The 19,725-nt window shown below is 43.7% G+C and carries 20 protein-coding genes; 10 read left to right on the plus strand and 10 right to left on the minus strand.

Annotated features, from left to right (window positions below):
• The first annotated feature begins 21 nt into the window (after nucleotides 1-21).
• On the plus strand, nucleotides 22-1,860 hold the full coding sequence (gene secD / locus R8O70_RS06145) for a protein translocase subunit SecD (RefSeq protein ID WP_017635185.1): 1,839 nt from the start codon (nucleotides 22-24) through the stop codon (nucleotides 1,858-1,860).
• 2 nt (nucleotides 1,861-1,862) lie between these two features.
• Complete coding sequence (secF, locus tag R8O70_RS06150; protein ID WP_005373567.1) at nucleotides 1,863-2,765, plus strand: protein translocase subunit SecF; 903 nt, start codon at nucleotides 1,863-1,865, stop codon at nucleotides 2,763-2,765.
• A gap of 58 nt (nucleotides 2,766-2,823) precedes the next feature.
• Here secF and R8O70_RS06155 read toward each other — a convergent pair whose 3' ends face one another.
• Entirely contained in the window at nucleotides 2,824-3,090 is a 267-nt protein-coding gene (locus R8O70_RS06155; RefSeq protein WP_005373566.1) for a hypothetical protein, read from the minus strand.
• Between the two features lie 15 nt (nucleotides 3,091-3,105).
• Nucleotides 3,106-3,726: a LysE family translocator gene (locus tag R8O70_RS06160; protein WP_021035942.1), complete on the minus strand. Its 621-nt coding sequence runs from the start codon at nucleotides 3,724-3,726 to the stop codon at nucleotides 3,106-3,108.
• Between the two features lie 739 nt (nucleotides 3,727-4,465).
• Between R8O70_RS06160 and R8O70_RS06165 the strand changes: the two genes are divergently transcribed.
• From R8O70_RS06165 to phaC, 4 genes are all read left to right on the plus strand, one after another.
• On the plus strand, nucleotides 4,466-5,206 hold the full coding sequence (locus tag R8O70_RS06165) for an SDR family oxidoreductase (protein ID WP_005373555.1): 741 nt from the start codon (nucleotides 4,466-4,468) through the stop codon (nucleotides 5,204-5,206).
• Nucleotides 5,207-5,218: 12 nt separating this feature from the next.
• Nucleotides 5,219-6,427 (plus strand): acetyl-CoA C-acetyltransferase, encoded by a 1,209-nt coding sequence (locus R8O70_RS06170; protein WP_042522695.1) that lies wholly within the window; start codon nucleotides 5,219-5,221, stop codon nucleotides 6,425-6,427.
• A 44-nt stretch (nucleotides 6,428-6,471) separates the two neighbouring features.
• Nucleotides 6,472-6,819, plus strand: a complete 348-nt coding sequence (locus R8O70_RS06175; protein ID WP_005373550.1) for a phasin family protein — start codon at nucleotides 6,472-6,474, stop codon at nucleotides 6,817-6,819.
• Nucleotides 6,820-6,885: 66 nt separating this feature from the next.
• Nucleotides 6,886-8,661, plus strand: coding sequence for a class I poly(R)-hydroxyalkanoic acid synthase (phaC, locus tag R8O70_RS06180; protein ID WP_017819891.1), 1,776 nt, complete (start codon nucleotides 6,886-6,888; stop codon nucleotides 8,659-8,661).
• Nucleotides 8,662-8,831: 170 nt separating this feature from the next.
• On the opposite strand, the gene R8O70_RS06185 is transcribed toward phaC, so the two are convergent.
• The 6 genes from R8O70_RS06185 to napF all read right to left on the minus strand — a co-directional run bounded on the left by R8O70_RS06185 (nucleotide 8,832) and on the right by napF (nucleotide 13,446).
• Entirely contained in the window at nucleotides 8,832-8,966 is a 135-nt protein-coding gene (locus tag R8O70_RS06185) for a TIGR02808 family protein (RefSeq protein ID WP_005373546.1), read from the minus strand.
• Between the two features lie 11 nt (nucleotides 8,967-8,977).
• Nucleotides 8,978-9,556, minus strand: coding sequence for a NapC/NirT family cytochrome c (locus tag R8O70_RS06190; protein ID WP_005373542.1), 579 nt, complete (start codon nucleotides 9,554-9,556; stop codon nucleotides 8,978-8,980).
• 28 nt (nucleotides 9,557-9,584) lie between these two features.
• On the minus strand, nucleotides 9,585-10,040 hold the full coding sequence (locus R8O70_RS06195) for a nitrate reductase cytochrome c-type subunit (RefSeq protein ID WP_005389061.1): 456 nt from the start codon (nucleotides 10,038-10,040) through the stop codon (nucleotides 9,585-9,587).
• 78 nt (nucleotides 10,041-10,118) lie between these two features.
• Complete coding sequence (gene napA / locus R8O70_RS06200; protein ID WP_005389060.1) at nucleotides 10,119-12,608, minus strand: periplasmic nitrate reductase subunit alpha; 2,490 nt, start codon at nucleotides 12,606-12,608, stop codon at nucleotides 10,119-10,121.
• The gene (locus tag R8O70_RS06205; RefSeq protein WP_005373535.1) at nucleotides 12,605-12,913 is read right to left on the minus strand and encodes a chaperone NapD; all 309 of its coding nucleotides are present in this window, start codon (nucleotides 12,911-12,913) and stop codon (nucleotides 12,605-12,607) included. Before R8O70_RS06205 ends, napA begins: the two co-directional genes overlap by 4 nt.
• A gap of 47 nt (nucleotides 12,914-12,960) precedes the next feature.
• The gene (napF, locus tag R8O70_RS06210; protein ID WP_005373529.1) at nucleotides 12,961-13,446 is read right to left on the minus strand and encodes a ferredoxin-type protein NapF; all 486 of its coding nucleotides are present in this window, start codon (nucleotides 13,444-13,446) and stop codon (nucleotides 12,961-12,963) included.
• Nucleotides 13,447-13,693: 247 nt separating this feature from the next.
• On the opposite strand from napF, the gene narQ reads away from it, so the two are divergent.
• Entirely contained in the window at nucleotides 13,694-15,430 is a 1,737-nt protein-coding gene (gene narQ / locus R8O70_RS06215) for a nitrate/nitrite two-component system sensor histidine kinase NarQ (RefSeq protein ID WP_042522694.1), read from the plus strand.
• Between the two features lie 4 nt (nucleotides 15,431-15,434).
• Complete coding sequence (locus R8O70_RS06220) at nucleotides 15,435-16,049, plus strand: response regulator (RefSeq protein ID WP_031777156.1); 615 nt, start codon at nucleotides 15,435-15,437, stop codon at nucleotides 16,047-16,049.
• A 90-nt stretch (nucleotides 16,050-16,139) separates the two neighbouring features.
• Here R8O70_RS06220 and R8O70_RS06225 read toward each other — a convergent pair whose 3' ends face one another.
• Nucleotides 16,140-16,313, minus strand: a complete 174-nt coding sequence (locus tag R8O70_RS06225) for a hypothetical protein (protein WP_005373524.1) — start codon at nucleotides 16,311-16,313, stop codon at nucleotides 16,140-16,142.
• A 261-nt stretch (nucleotides 16,314-16,574) separates the two neighbouring features.
• Between R8O70_RS06225 and R8O70_RS06230 the strand changes: the two genes are divergently transcribed.
• Nucleotides 16,575-17,438: a DUF6279 family lipoprotein gene (locus tag R8O70_RS06230; protein WP_047101217.1), complete on the plus strand. Its 864-nt coding sequence runs from the start codon at nucleotides 16,575-16,577 to the stop codon at nucleotides 17,436-17,438.
• Nucleotides 17,439-17,608: 170 nt separating this feature from the next.
• Complete coding sequence (gene pepT / locus R8O70_RS06235; protein ID WP_258625156.1) at nucleotides 17,609-18,838, plus strand: peptidase T; 1,230 nt, start codon at nucleotides 17,609-17,611, stop codon at nucleotides 18,836-18,838.
• Nucleotides 18,839-18,920: 82 nt separating this feature from the next.
• Here the strand turns inward: pepT and R8O70_RS06240 are convergent, their stop codons facing one another.
• Nucleotides 18,921-19,385: a dCMP deaminase family protein gene (locus tag R8O70_RS06240; RefSeq protein WP_005373515.1), complete on the minus strand. Its 465-nt coding sequence runs from the start codon at nucleotides 19,383-19,385 to the stop codon at nucleotides 18,921-18,923.
• Nucleotides 19,386-19,725: the final 340 nt, after the last annotated feature.

Consider the following 19,725-nt stretch of genomic DNA (forward strand, 5'->3'; position numbering starts at 1 on the left):
TCGTGAAGGGATGATGTTTACATGAAAAAAACACCAAAGCAGCAAAAGAACAGAAAGCTGATGAATCACTACTCAGCTTGGAAATATGTCGTATTAATCACGACGGTCATTATTTTAACCCTAAGTGCTATACCAACTTGGTTTGGCGAACAGCCTTCTATCCAGTTGACGTTTTCGGAGCAAAACAACAGTGAAATGTCGGTTGTTCATCTGAATCAACTGCTAAAAACCAACCATATTTCAGCCGACAAAATCATCGAAAAAGACGGCAAAACAACCATTGTATTCGATGGTGAAGATGCGCAAAGTAAAGCTCGTGTGTTGTTAAACAAAGAGCTAAATAAAGACGACAGCATCACTTTCTCATACGTATCGGTTGCGCCAGAATGGTTGAATGAGATGGGCTTTAGCCCAATTAAGCTCGGTCTTGACCTTCGTGGTGGCGTTCAGTTCTTGTTGAATGTTGATGTGAATAAAGCGTTTGAAGAACAACGTGATGCATTGATTGATGAAATCAAAGCGAACCTACGTGATCAACGTGTTCGTGGTGTGCAAGTTCGAGCAGAAAGCGGCAACCGAATTACGGTAAACAGTGACAGCGAGCAAGCATTGTCGGAAGTGAACAAGTTCTTGCGTCAAAATTACCCGGGCTGGATTTCAAAAAGTTCATCTCGTGGCTTTGTGCTTGAACCGAGTGAACAAAATATCCAAGAATTTCAATCGTCGACTCTTCAACAAAACCTGAAGATCATGCGTGGTCGTATTGAAGAACTTGGTATCACAGAAGCACTAGTGCAACGCCAAGGTAAAGAGAGTATTCGAATTGAACTCCCTGGTGTACAAGATCCTGCTCAAGCGAAAAACGTTATTGGTGCAACAGCAAGCTTGGCGTTTTATGAAGTGAAAGATGCGAGCCAAGCACACAGCAGCCAAGATCTTGTTCTTCAAGATAATGATGGTCGTACTGTGATTTTGGCAAAACGACCAGTTCTAACGGGCGAGCACATCGTGAACGCTCGTGCTGGTGTCGACAAAATGGGCATGTCAGAAGTCAATATTTCTCTTGACCACGCTGGTGGTAAGAAAATGAGTGACTTCTCAGCAACTCACATCGGCAAGCCAATGGCGACCGTTTACCGTGAATACAAAACAAACGATCGCGGTGTAACTGAGCGTAGTGAGCGCGTTATCAGCGTCGCGACTATTCAATCTCAGCTTGGTAGCCAGTTCCGTATTACTGGGGCAGGTAGCATGGACGATGCGCAGCAGTTGGCGCTATTGCTTCGCGCGGGGTCACTGACCGCGCCGGTTACTATTGTGGAAGAGCGAACAATCGGTGCTTCTCTGGGTGCAGAAAACATTGAAAACGGTTTTGCAGCACTGGCTTTAGGTATGGGACTAACACTGACCTTTATGGCACTTTGGTACCGCCGCTTAGGTTGGGTAGCGAACGTGGCGCTTTGCGCCAACATGCTTTGTTTGCTTGGCTTAATCGCCTTGTTACCAGGAGCGGTTCTAACGCTTCCGGGTATTGCCGGTTTAGTGTTAACCGTCGGTATGGCAGTAGACACCAACGTTATTATCTTTGAACGTATTAAGGACAAAATGCGTGAAGGCCGCAGCTTCGCTCAAGCGATTGATCTTGGCTTTGACAGCGCGTTCTCGACCATCCTTGATGCCAACATTACTACTATGATCACCGCCGTGATTTTGTACGCCATCGGTAATGGCCCAATCCAAGGCTTTGCCTTAACACTCGGATTAGGTTTGTTAACCAGTATGTTTACAGGCGTATTTGCCTCTCGAGCAATGATCAATTTAATTTGGGGCCGCGATGCCCGTCGTGATGTGAGGGTTTAATCATGGTCGAAATGCTAAAACAAAATATTCGTAAAATTCGCTACTTTACTACGCTAGTTTCCATCATTTTAACGGTGATCGCGATCGTCGCTCTAGGCTTTAAAGGGTTGAACCTAGGTTTGGACTTCACTGGTGGTATGGTGACAGAAGTAAAGGTAGATAAGCAGCTAACTAACCATGATCTGCTTGACGTTCTGCAACCAAAGCTTGGTGAATCTGCGTCAGTGACACGCTCTGGTGAAGATGGCCGTTGGGTGATTCGTTACTCTGCGCCGGAAGATGGACAAACGTTGCCAAGTGTAGAAGAGGTGTTGAAGCCAATCTCTCACCAAGTTGATGTTGTCAGCAACAGTATAGTTGGCGCTCAAGTTGGCCAAGACTTGTTTGAACAAGGTGGCTTAGCATTGTTGATTTGTGTGTTGAGTATTCTCGGTTACTTGTGTTTCCGTTTTGAGTGGCGTTTGGCCAGTGGTTCACTGTTTGCTTTGGCCCATGATGTGATCTTAGTGCTTGGTTTCTTTGCAATTACTCAAATGGAGTTCAACTTAACCGTTTTTGCTGCTGTGCTGGCGATTTTAGGTTACTCATTGAATGACTCGATCATCATTGCAGACCGAATCCGTGAGCTGTTGATTGCGAAACAGAGTTGGAAAACAGAAGACATCAATGACCAAGCTGTTATCGCGACGTTTTCACGCACTATGGTGACATCTGGTACGACATTGATCACTGTTGGTGCATTATGGATTATGGGAGGAGCGCCTTTGGCTGGTTTCTCAACCGCCATGTTTATTGGCGTTCTGTCGGGGACATGGTCTTCGATTTCGATTGGTACTGTGCTGCCTGAGTGGTTGAAACTGGAGCCGAAACATTATCTTCCAGTTGAGATCGACGCTGCGCCGTAGCATTATTTTTAAGGTAAAAGTGCTTGCGCCACTCATCTTGAGTGGCGCTTTTTTGTGCTTATTTCACGCGCATCAAGCGATGTTTCACAAGTCCCAAGTCGAACTCTAAGACTTGTGAGCGCTTCATTGCTTCGACTTTATTCAACATTGGCTCTTGGTAGCCTTTCTTCTTCATCCACTGAAGAGGTACAGAGAAAGCATCTTCATTAACGACATAAGACTCGCCTTTATGCTCACCGCTATAGACGTTCACAACCCAAACTCGGGCTTGAAAGTCCAATACTTCACCCATGACTTTAGCTATTTTATTCAGAATATTTTTCATTGTTTCCAGTTTGCCTTAGCTTAGTAGCAACCAGACACCAACTCCCATCATTAAAGTGCCTGCGATACGGTTCATTAGACGTACATTCTTAGACTGACCTAATACGTGTTTCAACCCTTTACCACCAGTAGCGTACAGAGACATGCAAATGAACTCAAACAGTAAAATAATGGAGACAAGTATGATCAGTTGCGGTGCAAGCGCTGCGTTTTGGTCTATAAAAGGCGGTAAAAGAGAAATCATAAATGCCCAGCCTTTTGGGTTTGCGATTGCGGTAACGAAGCCTTGCATGATCAGTGCGATATTGTCACTCTTTGGTGTTTCTAAGTTGTCGACATTAATCGCAAGTTTCCCTCGCGATCGCCACATTTCAACTCCAAGATAGAGTAAATAACCGCCACCAATGAACTTTAACGCGATAAACATCCAAGGATAATTGAGCATAATCGCAGCGATACCTAACACCGCAGAGACTGACACCAGCGCAACACCGAGAAGCTCTCCTATCATCATCCATAACGTGCGACGATAACCGATACTCATACCTAACGTTAGGGCGAGAGTCATGCACATACCAGGCGTGATTGAGACAAAAAAGAAAGTAGGGATGAACATACTGAGCAATGCAAGATTCATATCTGTTGATGATTTAGTGATTAAAGAGAAGCCACAAAGATAGTGCAAAGTGGAAAAGGATGCTACTACAAAGCGAACGATTACTTTCACTAGTAGCTAGTTGATGTTCTTCGAATATATAAATTTAAAATGAAATTATATTTTAATCTATGCGTCATAATAGTGCGTATTGCACCAGTATGAGACAAGCTCTTATATCATTTTTAGATTAAATATATTTAACTTATTATATTTTATCGGTATTAATCATCACTTTATTAAAATAATCGAATTGATAACTAAATTATCATTAAATGCAGTAATTAAATGATATGTTTGATAATTATTTTTACTGATAATTGAATTATTATTCTAATCTCAAGTTTGTTGTAATCATATAGGCTTAAAATTCAGATCTTAAATCATGACATAATGTAACGTCTACCATTCTGTATGTAAGTGCATGATATTTAATAATTATGTTTCTATTTCTGTTGGTGTGGCTTTTGTGGAAGTGTGATTTAAAACAATGGCTTATATAAAATTAACCATTTTATAACATTTCACGAGTAATGAGATCTAAATCAATCTTATGCAATTGGGTGAGTTTTTTATTTGAAATGTAATATTTCTAGGTTAACTTAAAATAAAGGCAGCACGGGATTGGTTGTCAAAAGAATAAATAAACACGTCAGTTGATGAACTATTTCATCAGTGTATTAAGTTTGCTTTTTAAATGCCGTTAAGAATGGAGTCTTCAATGAAGAAAGTCGCTTTGATCACTGGATCAAAAGGCGGAATTGGTTCTGCTATTTCCTCTCAATTAGTCAATGACGGTTACCGTGTAATCGCTACTTATTTCACAGGTAACTACGAATGTGCGCTGGAGTGGTTCAACAGCAAAGGGTTTACCAAAGATCAGGTTCGCCTTTTTGAGTTGGATGTAACAAACACGACAGAGTGTGCAGAGAAATTGGCGCAATTGCTTGGGGAGGAAGGAACCATTGATGTTGTTGTCAACAACGCAGGAATTACACGTGATGGCGTGTTTAAAAAGATGACTGCGCAAGCTTGGAATGATGTCATCAATACCAACCTCAATAGTTTATTCAACGTTACGCAACCCCTCTTTGCTGCAATGTGCGAAAAAGGCGGTGGTCGTGTCATCAATATCTCTTCAGTCAATGGTCTTAAAGGGCAGTTTGGTCAAGCAAACTACTCGGCGGCGAAAGCTGGGATGATCGGTTTCTCTAAAGCCTTAGCATACGAAGGTGCTCGCTCGGGTGTAACAGTTAATGTTATCGCGCCGGGTTACACGGGTACGCCAATGGTTGAGCAAATGAAGCCAGAAGTGCTGGAATCTATCACGAACCAAATTCCAATGAAACGTCTTGCGACACCAGAAGAAATTGCAGCATCAGTGAGCTTCTTGGTCAGCGATGCGGGCGCCTATATCACCGGAGAGACTTTGTCGGTGAACGGCGGCCTATACATGCACTAAGGAGATAAGATGATGGAAAAAGTATTTATCGTAGCGGCGAAGCGTACCCCAATCGGCGCTTTTGGTGGCAGCCTGAAAAATACTTCTGCTGGCGATCTGGCAGCAGTAGCGATTAAAGGCGCGTTGGAAGCGGCAAAGTTGCTTGGCGACAAGGTTGACGAAGTGATTGTTGGCAACGTTGTTGGTGCAGGTCAAGGAATGGGTGTTGGCCGCCAAGCGGCACTGTTTGCGGGGATTCCTGAATCTGTTCCTGCATATGGCGTAAACATGGTTTGCGGTAGTGGCATGAAAACGGTCATGGATGCCGTGTCCCATATCCGTAGTGGCGATGCTGAGATCGTTGTAGCAGCGGGTGTTGAAGTCATGTCTCAGATTCCGTTTGCTGCACCAAGCAGCATTCGTGATGGCAACAAAATGGGCAATCTGGAGCTAAAAGATCTGCTCGTAGCGGACGGTTTAACCGATGTTTACAACCAATATCACATGGGTGTGACGGCAGAAAACGTAGCAAAACAAATCGGCTTAACTCGCCAGCAGCAAGACGAATACGCGCTGTCTAGCCAACAGAAAGCGGTAGCCGCTATCGAAGCTGGCAAATTTCAAGACGAAATTGTGCCAGTGGAAGTAAAGCAACGCCGTGAAGCCGTGATGTTTGATACGGATGAATACCCAAAAGCGAACGCGACAATGGAAGCCTTAAGCAAGCTACGTCCTGCTTTTGACCGCGAAGGCACTGTGACTGCGGGTAATGCATCAGGCATTAACGATGGAGCGAGTGCGATTATCGTGGCGTCTGAAAGCGCAGTTAAAGCGCATGGATTAACGCCGCTTGCTGAGATCGTAAGCTACGCGCAATCGGGTCTTGATCCGAAGATCATGGGTCTAGGTCCTGTTGAGTCGGTCAATAAAGCACTCGAAAAAGCAGAACTCACAGTAAATGATATCGACGTTTACGAGTTAAACGAAGCATTTGCAGCGCAAGCACTTGGCGTGATTCATCAGTTGGCGGAAACAAACCAAGTTCCAGTTAACGCGATTCAAGATAAAGCGAACTTTAACGGTGGTGCTATCGCGCTAGGACACCCGCTTGGTGCATCTGGAAACCGAATCTTAGTCACGCTGGTTCACGAGCTTCATAAACAAAATGGTCAATATGGCGTTGCTTCACTTTGTGTGGGCGGCGGCATGGGCACGGCTGTGGTTGTAAAGACAGTTAAGTAATTATTTAAACGGACATTTTTAATTCTTTCTCTAGGAGACAAACCATGTACACAGATTTCTTCAAAACATTTAGCGATCAAACTGAAAAAAATCTAGAACCTTACTTGAAGTTCAACAAGCTAGTGACAAAAAACGTAGAAGTGTTGACCGAGCTTCAATTGAACGCCATTCGCACATACAGTGAAGTGGGTCTAAACCAGATGAAAGCAGCGACAGAAATCAAAGACGTAACGTCATTGACTGCTTTCAACAGTCAGCAACTAAGCGTACTTACTAAACTTTCTCAACAAATGATGGATGACAGCAACAAGCTTCAAGCGATTGCAAAAGAGTTCAAAGAAGACGTTGAGAAAATGACTTCGGAAAATCTAAAGACTGTTACTCCAGCGTAATTTGTCCGATTCTCGCCGCCCCTAGATTTGGGCGGCGTTGTTTTTTCCGAATATAGGAGTAAGACTATGTTTCAACACTTCTTTTCGGACTATCTTGTGAAGCTTCAGGAAACCAATCATCAGTGGTGGCATGATTTCGAAGTGAACAAGGCAGTCGTGAACTCTCCTTTAAACAAGGCCATGCAAGAAGTGAACTTTGAGGATACTGCCAAACTGTTCGAACAAGCTGCGAATCAGCCTGCTGCGATTTTAAAGCTGCAAGCACAGTGGTGGGAACAGCAGCTGCAAATTTGGCAGAATGTTGCATTGGCAGGGAACCAAGCACAAATCGTCGAAGCTGAAAAAGGGGATAAGCGTTTCTCAAACGAAGCGTGGCAAAATGAAGCCATGTATAGCTTCATCAAACAATCCTACCTTTTATTTAGTAAGACCTATCTGGACACCATCGAGTCTTTGGAAGGCTTAGATGAAAAGACGAAAGAACGTATTATTTTTTTCTCTCGCCAAGCCATTAACGCCCTTTCTCCTTCCAACTTCATCGCCACTAACCCAGAGCTTTTGAAGCTGACACTTGAGCAAAACGGTCAAAACTTACTGGCAGGCTTAGAGCAGTTGAAAGAAGACGTTGAGTCGAGCGCAGACATTTTAAAAATTCGTATGACGAATAACAATGCATTCCGCGTGGGCGATGACGTTGCGACGACACAGGGCAATGTGGTTTTTCAAAACGAATTGTTTGAGTTGATTCAATATCGACCTCTAACAGAGAAAGTGAATGCGACGCCGCTGCTCATCGTCCCACCTTTCATCAATAAATACTACATCCTTGATTTAACAGCAAAGAACTCAATGGTTCGATGGTTGTTAGAGCAGGGGCATAGTGTATTTATGATGTCTTGGCGCAATCCAGGCAAGGCACAAGCGCACATAGAGTTTGGTGACTACGTGACAGAAGGCGTAGTGAAAGCCGTCGCTGCAATTGAAGATATAACAGGACAAGAGCAAATCAATGCTGCTGGTTATTGTATCGGTGGTACTGTTTTAGCAAGCACGGTTGCCTACTACGCTGCAAAACGTATGAAGAAGCGCATTAAGTCTGCCACTTTCTTCACCACGTTGCTCGACTTCTCTCAACCAGGTGAAGTCGGCGCGTATATCAATGACACCATTGTTAGTGCAATTGAAGCGCAAAATAACGCAAAAGGGTATATGGACGGCCGTTCCTTAAGCGTGACGTTTAGTTTACTGCGTGAAAACAGCTTGTACTGGAACTACTACGTCGACAATTACTTGAAGGGTAACAGTCCGGTTGATTTCGACTTGTTGTACTGGAATAGCGATAGCACCAACGTCAGCGCTGCATCTCACAATTTCTTGCTTCGCGAGCTCTATTTAGAGAACAAGCTGGTGCAAGATAAAGGCGTCAAAATTGGTGGAGTATGGATTGATCTAAATAAGATCAAAATTCCTAGCTATTTTGTGTCAACGAAAGAAGACCACATTGCGTTATGGCAGGGAACTTACCGTGGTGCGCTGAACACGGGTGGTAACAAAACGTTTGTCCTCGGTGAATCTGGTCATATTGCGGGCATCGTGAACCCTCCAGCTAAAAATAAGTATGGTTATTGGTTGAACGATAATTTGGATGACTCTGCTGATGAGTGGTTGAATAACGCGGAACACAAAGAGGGATCGTGGTGGACACACTGGAACGAGTGGTTACTCCAATTCAACCCTAAAGAGCAAGTTGAGCCTTTCCCTATTGGCTCAGAAAACCATCCGGTTATTGATGAGGCGCCAGGACAATACGTCAAACAGGTTCTGCCAGTAAAAGAATCTTAAACGACTCCCTATAGCAGTAAATCTTAGCGGCCTTTATGGTCGCTTTTTTTATGTATGATTGCTTGTTTGTTGTTGGCAAGTACCATTGATTAATAAATAAAAAGCGCCGAGCATTTGCTCGGCGCTCAGTGTCAACAAATAGGCTAGTTGACGAGTAGAGATGCGTTACGTTACACCTCTTTATCCTTACCAAATGACAGCAGCCAGAGAGAGATTGCTGCTACCGCCACAAAGCCGGAAAGAATAATCACTGGCATAGCACTGTAGCCAAGGATATGCCAAATTACAGATTCTAATGTACTCATGGTAAGTCTCCTTAGTGCCAGCCTTCAACGCCGCTCATGTCTGGTAGTTTGTGCGCAATACCTTTGTGACAGTCTACACATGTTTTCTCGCCTGAGGCTAGAGCGGTGGAGTGCTGTTCTGCCGCACGTGATCCTTGCTGAGAGTAATCCATGAAATCAAACTCATGACAGTTACGACATTCAAGAGAGTCATTCTTTTTCATACGTGCCCACTCTCGCTCTGCGAGGTGTCCACGACGCTCTTGGAACTTCTCTGGCGTATCGATCGTCTTCGTTACGAAGTGTGCAAATAGCTCTTTAGATGCCTGTACTTTACGAACGATCTTATCCGTCCATTCATGAGGAACGTGACAGTCTGAACAAATCGCACGAACACCAGAACGGTTGGAGTAGTGAATTGTTTCTTGAATTTCAGCAACGATCGGCGCGTGACAGCCAGAACAGAATTCTTCTGTGTTGGTTGCTTCCATACCTGTGTTGAATGCGCCCCAAAATAGAAGGCCACCAGCGAAGCCTAGAAATAAAACCACACCAGCGGCAGCTTTACTCGGGCTCGACAGTCTCTTCCAAAACGCTTTAAGTATTTTCATAAGTAACCTCTTAGTACTCGCGTTTCAATTACTGAAGCGAATCGACTGCCTTAAACTCGTTTTCCACTAGTGGTTTTGCATCCGTTTGTGGAACGTGACATTGCAAACAGAAGTAACGACGAGGAGACATATCTGCCAGTACCGCATCTTCTCTGTTTACATAGTGCGTTACGCTAATTTTAGTCGCACCTGACTCTTTTGCATTTTTCCAGCTATGGCATGCAAGACACTTGTTAGCATTTAACGAAATTTCGTAGTGACGAATGCTGTGTGGGATCAACGGTGGTTGATAAACATAGCTGTCTTCAACAATTTGATCTTTAGGGAAGTCTTTGAACTCGTCTGCTGGACGCGTATCTTCCAATTGAGACATTCCACGTAAAGATTCTAGACCTCCAATACCACCTGGATTATCCAACTCAGCTTGCGCAATGCCTGTCACTAACGCACCTACAGATAAAACTGCGACAAGTAATTTTTTCATCATTTCATCTCCGCCTTTATGGCTTAAATTCTTTATTAGGCCGCCATAATGACGGCCGTAGCATTCAGTATCTGAAGGTTAAGCAATCTTAGTGATTTTGACTGGGCACTTCTTAAAGTCTGTCTGTTTAGACAGTGGATCAGTCGCATCTAGGATAAGCTTGTTAATCAAAATACGTGCATCAAAGAACGGTACGAATACCAAACCTTTTGGCGGACGGTTACGACCGCGAGTTTCAACACGAACGCGTACTTCACCGCGTTTGTTTGCCATGAGTACTTCTTCACCACGACGAACATTGCGTGCTTTTGCGTCTTCTGGGTGCATGTAACACACTGCGTCTGGTACTGCTTTGTATAATTCAGGTACACGACGAGTCATGGTGCCTGTGTGCCAATGTTCAAGAACACGACCAGTACATAACCACATATCAAATTCATCGTTCGGTACTTCTGGTGGCGCTTCGTATGGCGCGGAAATGATCTTCGCTTTGCCGTCAGCATTGCCGTAGAAGTCCCAACCAGAACCTTCTTTCGCGTATGGGTCTGAACCTTCTTTAAAGCGCCACTGTGTTTCCTTACCATCAACAACAGGCCAACGTAGACCACGTACTTGGTGGTAGCGGTCGTATGGAGCCAAATCATGCCCGTGACCACGGCCAAATGTTGCGTATTCCTCAAACAGACCTTTTTGAACATAGAAACCGAAGTGGTGAGCATCGTCATTCAGTTCACGAGCTTCTTCGATAGGGAATTTGTCGACGTTACCATTGCGGTAAAGTACGTCGTACATTGTTTTACCACGGTATTGAGGCGCTTTCGCTAGAAGCTCTTCAGGCCACACTTCTTCCATTTTGAAGCGTTTCGAGAACTCCATTAGTTGCCAAAGGTCCGATTTTGCTTGACCGACTGTGCCCACTTGTTGGTACCAAGCTTGGGTACGACGCTCTGCGTTACCGTAAGCACCTTCTTTTTCAATCCACATTGCGGTAGGAAGAATAAGGTCTGCTGCTTGTGCTGTTGCTGTCGGGTATGGGTCAGACACAACGATGAAGTTTTCTGGGTTGCGGTAACCTGGAAGACGTTCTGTGTTGATGTTTGGACCGGCTTGCATGTTGTTGTTACATTGAACCCAGTAACAGTTCAGAACGCCGTCATTCAGCATACGGTCTTGCAATACGGCGTGGAAGCCAGGTTTTGGTGGAATCGTACCTTCTGGCAGTTTCCAGATGTCTTCTGCAATCTTACGGTGTTTAGGGTTAGCAACCACCATATCCGCTGGTAGGCGGTGAGCAAACGTACCAACCTCACGAGCGGTACCACATGCTGATGGTTGGCCCGTTAGTGAGAATGGGCTGTTCCCCGGAGTCGAGATCTTACCGGTTAGTAGGTGGATGTTGTAAACCAAGTTATTCATCCATACACCACGAGTATGCTGGTTCATACCCATCGTCCATAGAGACATCACTTTCGTGTTTGGATCCGCGTATTGCTTCGCAAGCTCGATAAGCTTCTCTTTCTCAACACCAGAGATTTCAGATGCTTTCTCTACTGTGTATGGCGCTACTGATTTCTTGTACTCTTCGAATGAGATAGAAGTGAGTTTGCCAGAGTTCGGGTTCTTCGCTGCTTTTTGTAGCGGATCATCGTCACGTAGACCGTAGCCGATGTCAGTGTCTGCTTGAGTGAAGTTCGTGTGTTTGTTCACGAAGTCCCAGTTTACTGCATCGTTTTCGATGATGTAGTTTGCGATGAAGTTAGCAATTGCAAGGTCAGACTGAGGATTGAAAATGTAGCCGTGGTCTGCCAACTCAAATGAACGATGGTAGTAAGTAGAAAGCACGTTCACTTTAACGTGAGGGTGGCTTAGGCGGCGGTCAGTAATGCGAGTCCATAGAACCGGGTGCATCTCTGCCATGTTTGAGCCCCAAAGAACGAAAGCGTCTGCGTTCTCAAAGTCATCGTAACAACCCATTGGCTCATCGATGCCGAATGCGCGCATGAAACCTACAACGGCAGAAGCCATACAGTGGCGAGCGTTTGGATCAATGTTGTTTGATCGGAAGCCTGCTTTCATTAACTTTGATGCAGCGTAGCCTTCCATTACTGTCCATTGGCCTGAGCCAAACATACCTACGCTTGTTGGGCCTTTTTTCTCGAGGGAAGCTTTCCATTTCTCAGCCATGATGTCGAAAGCGTCATCCCAAGAGATAGGTGTAAATTCACCATCTTTGTGGAATTTGCCATCTTTCATTCGTAGCATCGGTTGAGTTAGACGGTCTTGACCGTACATGATCTTAGAAAGGAAGTAACCTTTGATGCAGTTCAGACCTTTGTTTACTGGTGCTTCTGGGTCACCCTGTGTTGCTACCACTTTGCCGTTTTGAGTGCCAACAAGAACAGAACAGCCTGTACCACAGAAACGACAAGGTGCTTTGTCCCATGTGATTTTGGTTTGATCAGAGCTTGCAATCAGGTTGGCTGCAGATGCTGGTAGTGTCACACCTGCGACAGCAGCAGCTGATGCAGCCGCGTTTGCTTTCACAAACGCACGTCTTGTCATTTTCATACTTCACCCTCGATTTGGGAATGTTGTGTTCCAGTGTCTTCTTCATCCGTTTCTTCAAGCCCAGTTTCGATTTGGTGATAAACCAATACCGTGCTTAAGACGTTCGGTAAATTGTTAATGGCATCGATAGTGTCTGTGATGAAACCTTGGTTCTCAGTTTCAAGTACGACGATAATCTTGCCTTCAGGACTGTCACCATAGATTTCCGCATTTTCGTGTGCTTCTATCTTTTGTTTGATTTCGTCCAAATGTTCCGGCAGCACATGTACTACCAAACTTGAAATATGCACTTCATTTAGTGACATATAGCTCTCTCATTTATTTTTATTGCCTTTGGCCGACGACATTCGGCTTAGGCTGTTGTATTGCTCACATTGATGGATGAAGTCGGGCACACTGAAACACAGGCGCCGCAGCCGTTACACTCATCAAGGTCTAAATTGGGTTGTGCTACTTTCCCCAGTTCTAATTTGAACTGAATTGCCATCGGGTCGCACATATCCCCACAACTTCGGCATTCGACATTTTGTTTTGCTAAGCAGTTATCGTTGATACTTGCTTTTGCTTGCCAAGGTTGTTCTGTTTCTGGCAAGAAAAGGGGCTCAGGACAGGCGTTTGCACATTGATAGCAAAATGTGCATTCATCGATGGAAAAATCGACCGAGGGGAATCCGCCATCACTTTTGGTTATAATCTTTGTTTCACAGGCCTCAATGCATTTACCGCAGCGAGTGCAATCGTCCGTAAACTGTTGCGGTTTAGTTAACCAAGGCAAACGTACGGCGTTGTCGGGGTGCGCTTTTCTTGCAAAGAGTCTTCTTCTGGAAAGGTCTACCACTTAGTCACCTCGAAACTTGGAACCCAAACTAAGCATAGTCCACAATTTTCATTAATAAACTGTCATTTAAACTAACGAAATTGTAGTTTTTGACATATTTGTATAAATACCTCTTAGGGGGTAAATGGTATGCAATATTGTTTTGGATCAATAAATTCCGTCGCAGGTGATCACATATTGATAAAGTTGAAAGGTAATGGGTTCATTGCACGTAAAAATAGGATTGTTAATGGGCGAGGAACTCAGATTGTTTAAAAATGTGAAAAAGTCGGTGACGCGCACGATTGCGTCCGCGATGCTTCTTATTTTGCTGCTCTCAGTCGCTACGACTGGTTTTGCGATTTTTACGTTAGCGTCCAGTTTGAACGATGCTGAAGCCGTCAATGTTGCTGGCTCGATGCGAATGCAAAGCTACCGTCTGGCGAATGATATTCAGGTTAAATCTGTTGACTATTCTTCACATATTGACGCATTTGAACATTCGATATATTCACCTTCAATGAAAGCGCTTCAGCATTGGTCTGTGCCAGAAGACATCACTCACGATTACTACCGTCTTATTATCAGATGGCATGAACTCAAGGCGGTGCTTAGAGGAGACAACCCGGCAGAATATCAACTCCTAGTGGCCGGTTTTGTTGAACAAATCGATGAGTTTGTATTTAAGCTACAAAGCTTTTCGGAGCAAAAACTGATTAACTTAGCCTGGATCGGCGGGTTAGGGTTGGGTGGCATTCTTTGTGTCAGTATGTTTGTCGTTCATTTTGTGCGCCTCGAAGTTGTTCGGCCTCTGCGTGCCTTAGTTTTTGCTAGCGAGCAAATTAAAAATCGCTCATTCAATATATCGCTCAATGTATCCAGCGATAATGAAATGGGAATACTGACTCGAACCTTTAACCGGATGGCGACAGACCTTGGTAAGTTGTACCGAGGATTAGAACAAGCGGTTGATGAGAAAACACGTAAATTGCAGCATGCCAACCAGTCTTTAGAAGTGCTGTACGACTCGTCAAAAGAACTCACGGCGTCGCGTATTAATCAAGACAATTTCCAGGCGATTTTGCAGCATATCGTCAGTCTTGAGGGCATTAAAGCGGTCAAACTTGAAATCGAGCAGCTAGGAGAACCGAGCTGGATATTGATGGAAGGAGAAGAATGCTGCCAAGATTGTGATGAAGATTGCCACGGTAAAGCCCTGATGCTAGATGATGAGCACTTGGGCTATTTATATTGGAAAGCAGGGTTACCTTGTCCGAACGAGGCTCTTATTGACAACTTCGTGCAGATTTTATCACGCGCCGTGTATTACAATCGGGCGCAGCGCCAAGCAGAACAAATTCTGCTGATGGAAGAGCGAGCCACTATTGCTCGGGAGTTGCATGATTCATTGGCTCAAGCACTCTCTTACTTAAAAATTCAGGTCGCTTTGTTAAAGAGAAGCGTAAAGAACTTGCCTGACGAAAAGGCGATCGCTCAGGCTAATCAAGTTATTGCTGAGCTAGATACGGGCTTATCTGCCGCGTATACGCAGTTACGCGAGTTACTGACGACGTTTCGTCTTACGATTAAAGAGGGCAGTTTTGGCCAAGCATTGCAAGACATGGTTGAAACGCTCAGTGAACAAACTGCTGCGGACATTACGCTAAAAAATAGACTTTCATCAACTGAACTGGATGCACATCAGCAGGTTCATTTACTACAGTTGATAAGAGAAGCGGCAATTAATGCAATCAAACATGCGCAAGCAGATAATATTCACATTCAATGTCTCGATAATGATGGAAAAGTCACAGTAACCGTTAGCGACGATGGAATAGGCTTTGAACATCAAGACGAAAAATTAAATCATTACGGTATGAGTATCATGCAAGAGCGGGCCGCTAGACTGCATGCCGATCTGCACATCGAAGCATCGATAAACAAAGGTTGTACCGTAAAATTAGAATTCCAACATAGTAAGGAAGTAAACAGTGACAGTGTGTAAAGTAATGCTGGTGGATGATCATCCACTCATGCGAAGAGGTATCCACCAGCTTTTAAGCTTTGAGCCTGAGTTTGAGGTCATTGCAGAAGCAAGTAATGGCGCGGATGCAGTAGCGAAAGCGCATGAGCTAGAACTGGATCTTGTACTTCTTGATCTTAATATGAAAGGCATGTCTGGCCTTGATACTTTGCAAGCACTGCGTGCAGATGGCTGTGAAGCCAGAATTGTCATTCTAACCGTTTCAGATAGCCCAGCAGATATCGAAGCAATAGTTCGAAGTGGTGCCGATGGCTATTTATTGAAAGACACTGAGCCTGATGAGTTGGTTGAGTTGCTAAAACAAGCGCACCAAGGGGACAAGGCATACAGCCAAGAAGTTTCTAAGTATTTGAGTGAACGTTCAGAGCAAGAGGACGTGTTTGATACACTGACCGATCGTGAATCTCAGATCTTAAGAGAGGTGGCAAGAGGTTTCCGCAACAAGCAAATTGCCGATCGTCTTTTTATCTCTGAGTCTACGGTTAAAGTACATATGAAGAGTTTACTTAAAAAGCTTCAAGTTCCTTCTCGTACTGCAGCAACCGTCCTTTATCTTGAGCGCTTTGGCGACATCAAATAACATTGTTGAATTTGAATCTGTAATAATAAATAAAATCAAATATTTATATTGATTCTGACAAGTAAAAAAACCGCCTAACAGGCGGTTTTTTTACTTGTCTGGGCGAATAGAGTACAAGTCACTGTTGTGCTTACCACACTCCAAATAGTACTGATAAGCCACTTTTTTGCTTTCAGCAATGACTCTCATGCAGTGCATTTTCCCCTGTTCAAAATATCGAATCTCATATTCTACACTGGTATCAAGTTGCTCAGCGGCTGCCATACTTCGCCTCCATAAACCATCCAAAAAACATCCATGCAAATTATATGCCGTTATAGGGAGCGTCGTTCGGTACGTTTTTTAGCCGATAATTGCGCTCTAACTCACTTTTTTGCGGATAGCTGTGATCAAAAAGTTAATTTCAAACTCTATATATTATTAAGGTGGCAATCAATATTTGTCACACTGGTGTAAGTTTGCCGCAATACTAAGTGATACAGGTTGAGTATAGAACTTAATCAACAGAAAAGGGAATACGAATAAGTGACTAAATTAAAGGGTGTATCTAATAAGGCGCTTCGTTATGGCCTTCTATTTTGCTTCGTATTTCTGCTTGCCGGTTGTGCGAAAAAGTTTTTATACAGCAATATCGATTGGTTCGTGCTCGATTACTTAGAGGACTATGTCTCGTTGCAAGGGGAACAAGAAGTCCTGGTGGAAGAGCGCTTATTATTGTTGGCAGACTGGCACAAGAAAGAGGAGTTACCATTATATATCGAACATTTAAAAGACCTTGAGAGATTAAAAGCGAGCGATATCACCTTAAATTACTTACAACAAAATCGAGATAGAATGCGAGCGCATTACGATAGAGTGGTAAGCAAAGCAGCACCAGATCTTTTTGCGTTAAGTTTGCAATTAACGAAAGAGCAAGAACGCGAGTTTTTGAGTAATGTACAAGAACATTATCAAGAGCGAAACGCAAAATATGCCGATAAGACAGAAGACGAAGTGCGTGAAATTATTCTGGATAACACTGAAGAGTGGATGGAAGAATGGCTAGGGAATCTATCAGGAAATCAGCGTCAATTAGCTCAAAGATTTTCTCAGCAAGTTATTTTAAACAGCCCTTTATGGAGAGATTATCGAGCCACGGTATATCAAGAGCTCGAATACTTGTTCGACAACAAATCTAATGTTGTGACTTATCAAGATATATTTATGCGACTCTTGTTCGAGCCAGAGAGTTATTATAGTGAGCAGCTTTCTCTGAATATTGATTCTAACTTTGCATTGGTTGATCAACTGACATTAGATGTTTCTCGTTCGATGACCGATAAGCAATGGCGTCATTTTCGTGAAAAGGTTAAAGAGTGGCGAGTACTGGCTGAGGAACTTTTAGATTAAATTCATACTTCAATGAGCGAAAGCAAAGCGCAAAAGCCTTTCTTATCAAAAAATGATTCAAAGCAAATTCTTATTGAGCTAAGAGCGTAACATAGCGTGAGGTTTGATGAGGCAACGTCAGCTTATCAATGCGTGATAATGCCTCATCGTACAAAACAATGAGAATAAATATGAAACATTTAGTTGAAAGATTTCTTCGATACGTCACGTTTGATACCCAATCCAATCCACATGTGACGCTTTGCCCAAGTTCACCTGGCCAGCTTGTGTTTGCTGAGTTACTTAAAAAAGAGATGCTCGAACTTGGCTTAAGTGACGTGACTTTGGATAAAAATGGCTACTTGATGGCTAAACTGCCAGCCAATGTTGATTATGAGGTTCCTCCTATCGGCTTCATTGCCCATATGGATACCGCGCCGGATGCATCTGGCAAAAACGTAAAGCCGCAATTCATCGAAGATTACCAGGGTGGCGATATTGCATTAGGGTTGGGGGATGAAGTGTTATCTCCCGTGCAATACCCAGATTTACATCACCTACATGGCCACAATCTTATTACTACCGATGGCACTACATTACTTGGCGCGGATAACAAAGCCGGTATCGCAGAGATTCTTTCCGCGGTAGATCTGCTACTGGAAAACCCAGACATTCCACACGGCGACATTTGTATCGGTTTTACTCCGGATGAAGAAATCGGTCGTGGTGCAGATTTGTTTAATGTTAAAAAATTTGGCGCGAAATGGGCATACACTATAGATGGTGGCCCGCAAGGTGAGTTGGAATACGAAAACTTTAATGCAGCAAACGCTGATGTAATTTTTCATGGTGTTAGCGTTCATCCAGGTACTGCAAAAGGCAAAATGGTCAATGCGATGAACTTGGCTGCGAAATTTCAAGTTCAAATGCCCCAAGATCAAACTCCGGAAACAACCGAAGGTTACGAAGGGTTCTTCCATCTAAAATCGGCAGAAATGGGCGTTGCACGAAGCGAGCTAGGTTACATTATTAGAGACTTTGACCGTCAAAGACTTGAGGATCGAAAAGCCTTTATGCAGAAACTCGTCGATGAAATGAACACGGGTTTACGCCATGGTTCTGTAGAGCTAAAAATAAAAGACAGCTATTACAATATGAGAGAAATGGTTGAGCCTTACCCTCATATCATTGAGCTGGCAAAGCAAGCGATGGAAGCGTGTGATGTGGAACCGATTATAAAACCTATTCGTGGTGGTACAGATGGTGCTCGTTTATCTTTTATGGGTTTGCCGTGCCCGAATATCTTCACCGGTGGTTTTAACTTCCACGGAATTCACGAGTTTATTTCTGTTGAAATGATGGAAAAATCAGTACTCGTTATTGTCAAAATTGCTGAGCTCACAGCGAAAAAACACAGTTAAAAGACTACGTCGAGACCTCTTGCAGATTTAATAACAAAATAGCCCAGATCTCTCTGGGCTATTTAACTATTAAGATGGGATACTAGCGCACGTCTTTGTCTTCAATTTCAATGTCTTCTAGCGGTAACCAGTCGACTTTCACACCCGCTTGATCGAACATATCTTGACTGACTTGGATTTTATCTCCCCAGCGAGATAAAAAGTCTTCAGACTGCTCAGGGCAGTGTACGTGTGAGATCCCTGTTTGAATGATCTTTGCCGCGCAGTTAGGGCAAGGAAAATGCGTTACCCAAATATCACATCCGTCTAAGTCACGTTTTGAGAACAAAATTGCGTTCTCTTCCGCGTGCAGTGTTTTAAGGTATTTCAACTCGCGCTCATCGGTGTCGACACTGTCAGAAACACCATGCGGATAGCCATTAAATCCAACAGATACAATGCGATTCTGTTTAGTAATAACGGCACCGACTTGTGTTGATGGGTCCTTACTCCAAGACGCCACTAGTTCTGCCATCTGGTAAAAGCGTTTCGCCCATTTAGAAATCATAGTCATCCTCTCTGTCGAAGGCGTTGAATTAATTGAATGATAACCCATTTACATTAAAAAAATAGTCAAAATCGGGGTCTTGAGTATGAAGGCGTCACTTTTTACCTTTTTAGCCACAAAACGTTCTTATCTTGAGCACTGAATCTCACTTTACGCCCGAATACAATACTCCCGTTAGTGTTTCCAAGCACACGCTAAAATTCGCGATCTCCTAAGGCGTATATTAAATAGTTATGATTGAGTTGTATGTATATTGCTCATTGAATACCACTGTTAACTAAATTACTTTATTTTCCTTTTGTTTCTCATGTTTACATTTAGAAACACCTTGGGCGCTTTT

Source organism: Vibrio sp. 779(2023) (assembly GCF_033344285.1).
GTDB classification, from domain to species: Bacteria; Pseudomonadota; Gammaproteobacteria; order Enterobacterales; family Vibrionaceae; genus Vibrio; species Vibrio alginolyticus.

Coding starts and splice junctions, on each gene's coding strand:
- R8O70_RS06165 (WP_005373555.1), top strand. CDS start 4,466: ATGAAGAAAGTCGCTTTGATCACTGGATCAAAAGGCGGAATTGGTTCT.
- R8O70_RS06175 (WP_005373550.1), top strand. CDS start 6,472: ATGTACACAGATTTCTTCAAAACATTTAGCGATCAAACTGAAAAAAAT.
- R8O70_RS06155 (WP_005373566.1), bottom strand. CDS start 3,090: ATGAAAAATATTCTGAATAAAATAGCTAAAGTCATGGGTGAAGTATTG.
- napA (WP_005389060.1), bottom strand. CDS start 12,608: ATGAAAATGACAAGACGTGCGTTTGTGAAAGCAAACGCGGCTGCATCA.
- R8O70_RS06195 (WP_005389061.1), bottom strand. CDS start 10,040: ATGAAAAAATTACTTGTCGCAGTTTTATCTGTAGGTGCGTTAGTGACA.
- pepT (WP_258625156.1), top strand. CDS start 17,609: ATGAAACATTTAGTTGAAAGATTTCTTCGATACGTCACGTTTGATACC.
- secD (WP_017635185.1), top strand. CDS start 22: ATGAAAAAAACACCAAAGCAGCAAAAGAACAGAAAGCTGATGAATCAC.
- R8O70_RS06205 (WP_005373535.1), bottom strand. CDS start 12,913: ATGTCACTAAATGAAGTGCATATTTCAAGTTTGGTAGTACATGTGCTG.
- R8O70_RS06160 (WP_021035942.1), bottom strand. CDS start 3,726: ATGAATCTTGCATTGCTCAGTATGTTCATCCCTACTTTCTTTTTTGTC.
- R8O70_RS06170 (WP_042522695.1), top strand. CDS start 5,219: ATGGAAAAAGTATTTATCGTAGCGGCGAAGCGTACCCCAATCGGCGCT.
- R8O70_RS06185 (WP_005373546.1), bottom strand. CDS start 8,966: ATGAGTACATTAGAATCTGTAATTTGGCATATCCTTGGCTACAGTGCT.
- R8O70_RS06225 (WP_005373524.1), bottom strand. CDS start 16,313: ATGGCAGCCGCTGAGCAACTTGATACCAGTGTAGAATATGAGATTCGA.
- R8O70_RS06220 (WP_031777156.1), top strand. CDS start 15,435: ATGCTGGTGGATGATCATCCACTCATGCGAAGAGGTATCCACCAGCTT.
- secF (WP_005373567.1), top strand. CDS start 1,863: ATGGTCGAAATGCTAAAACAAAATATTCGTAAAATTCGCTACTTTACT.
- R8O70_RS06190 (WP_005373542.1), bottom strand. CDS start 9,556: ATGAAAATACTTAAAGCGTTTTGGAAGAGACTGTCGAGCCCGAGTAAA.
- R8O70_RS06240 (WP_005373515.1), bottom strand. CDS start 19,385: ATGATTTCTAAATGGGCGAAACGCTTTTACCAGATGGCAGAACTAGTG.
- phaC (WP_017819891.1), top strand. CDS start 6,886: ATGTTTCAACACTTCTTTTCGGACTATCTTGTGAAGCTTCAGGAAACC.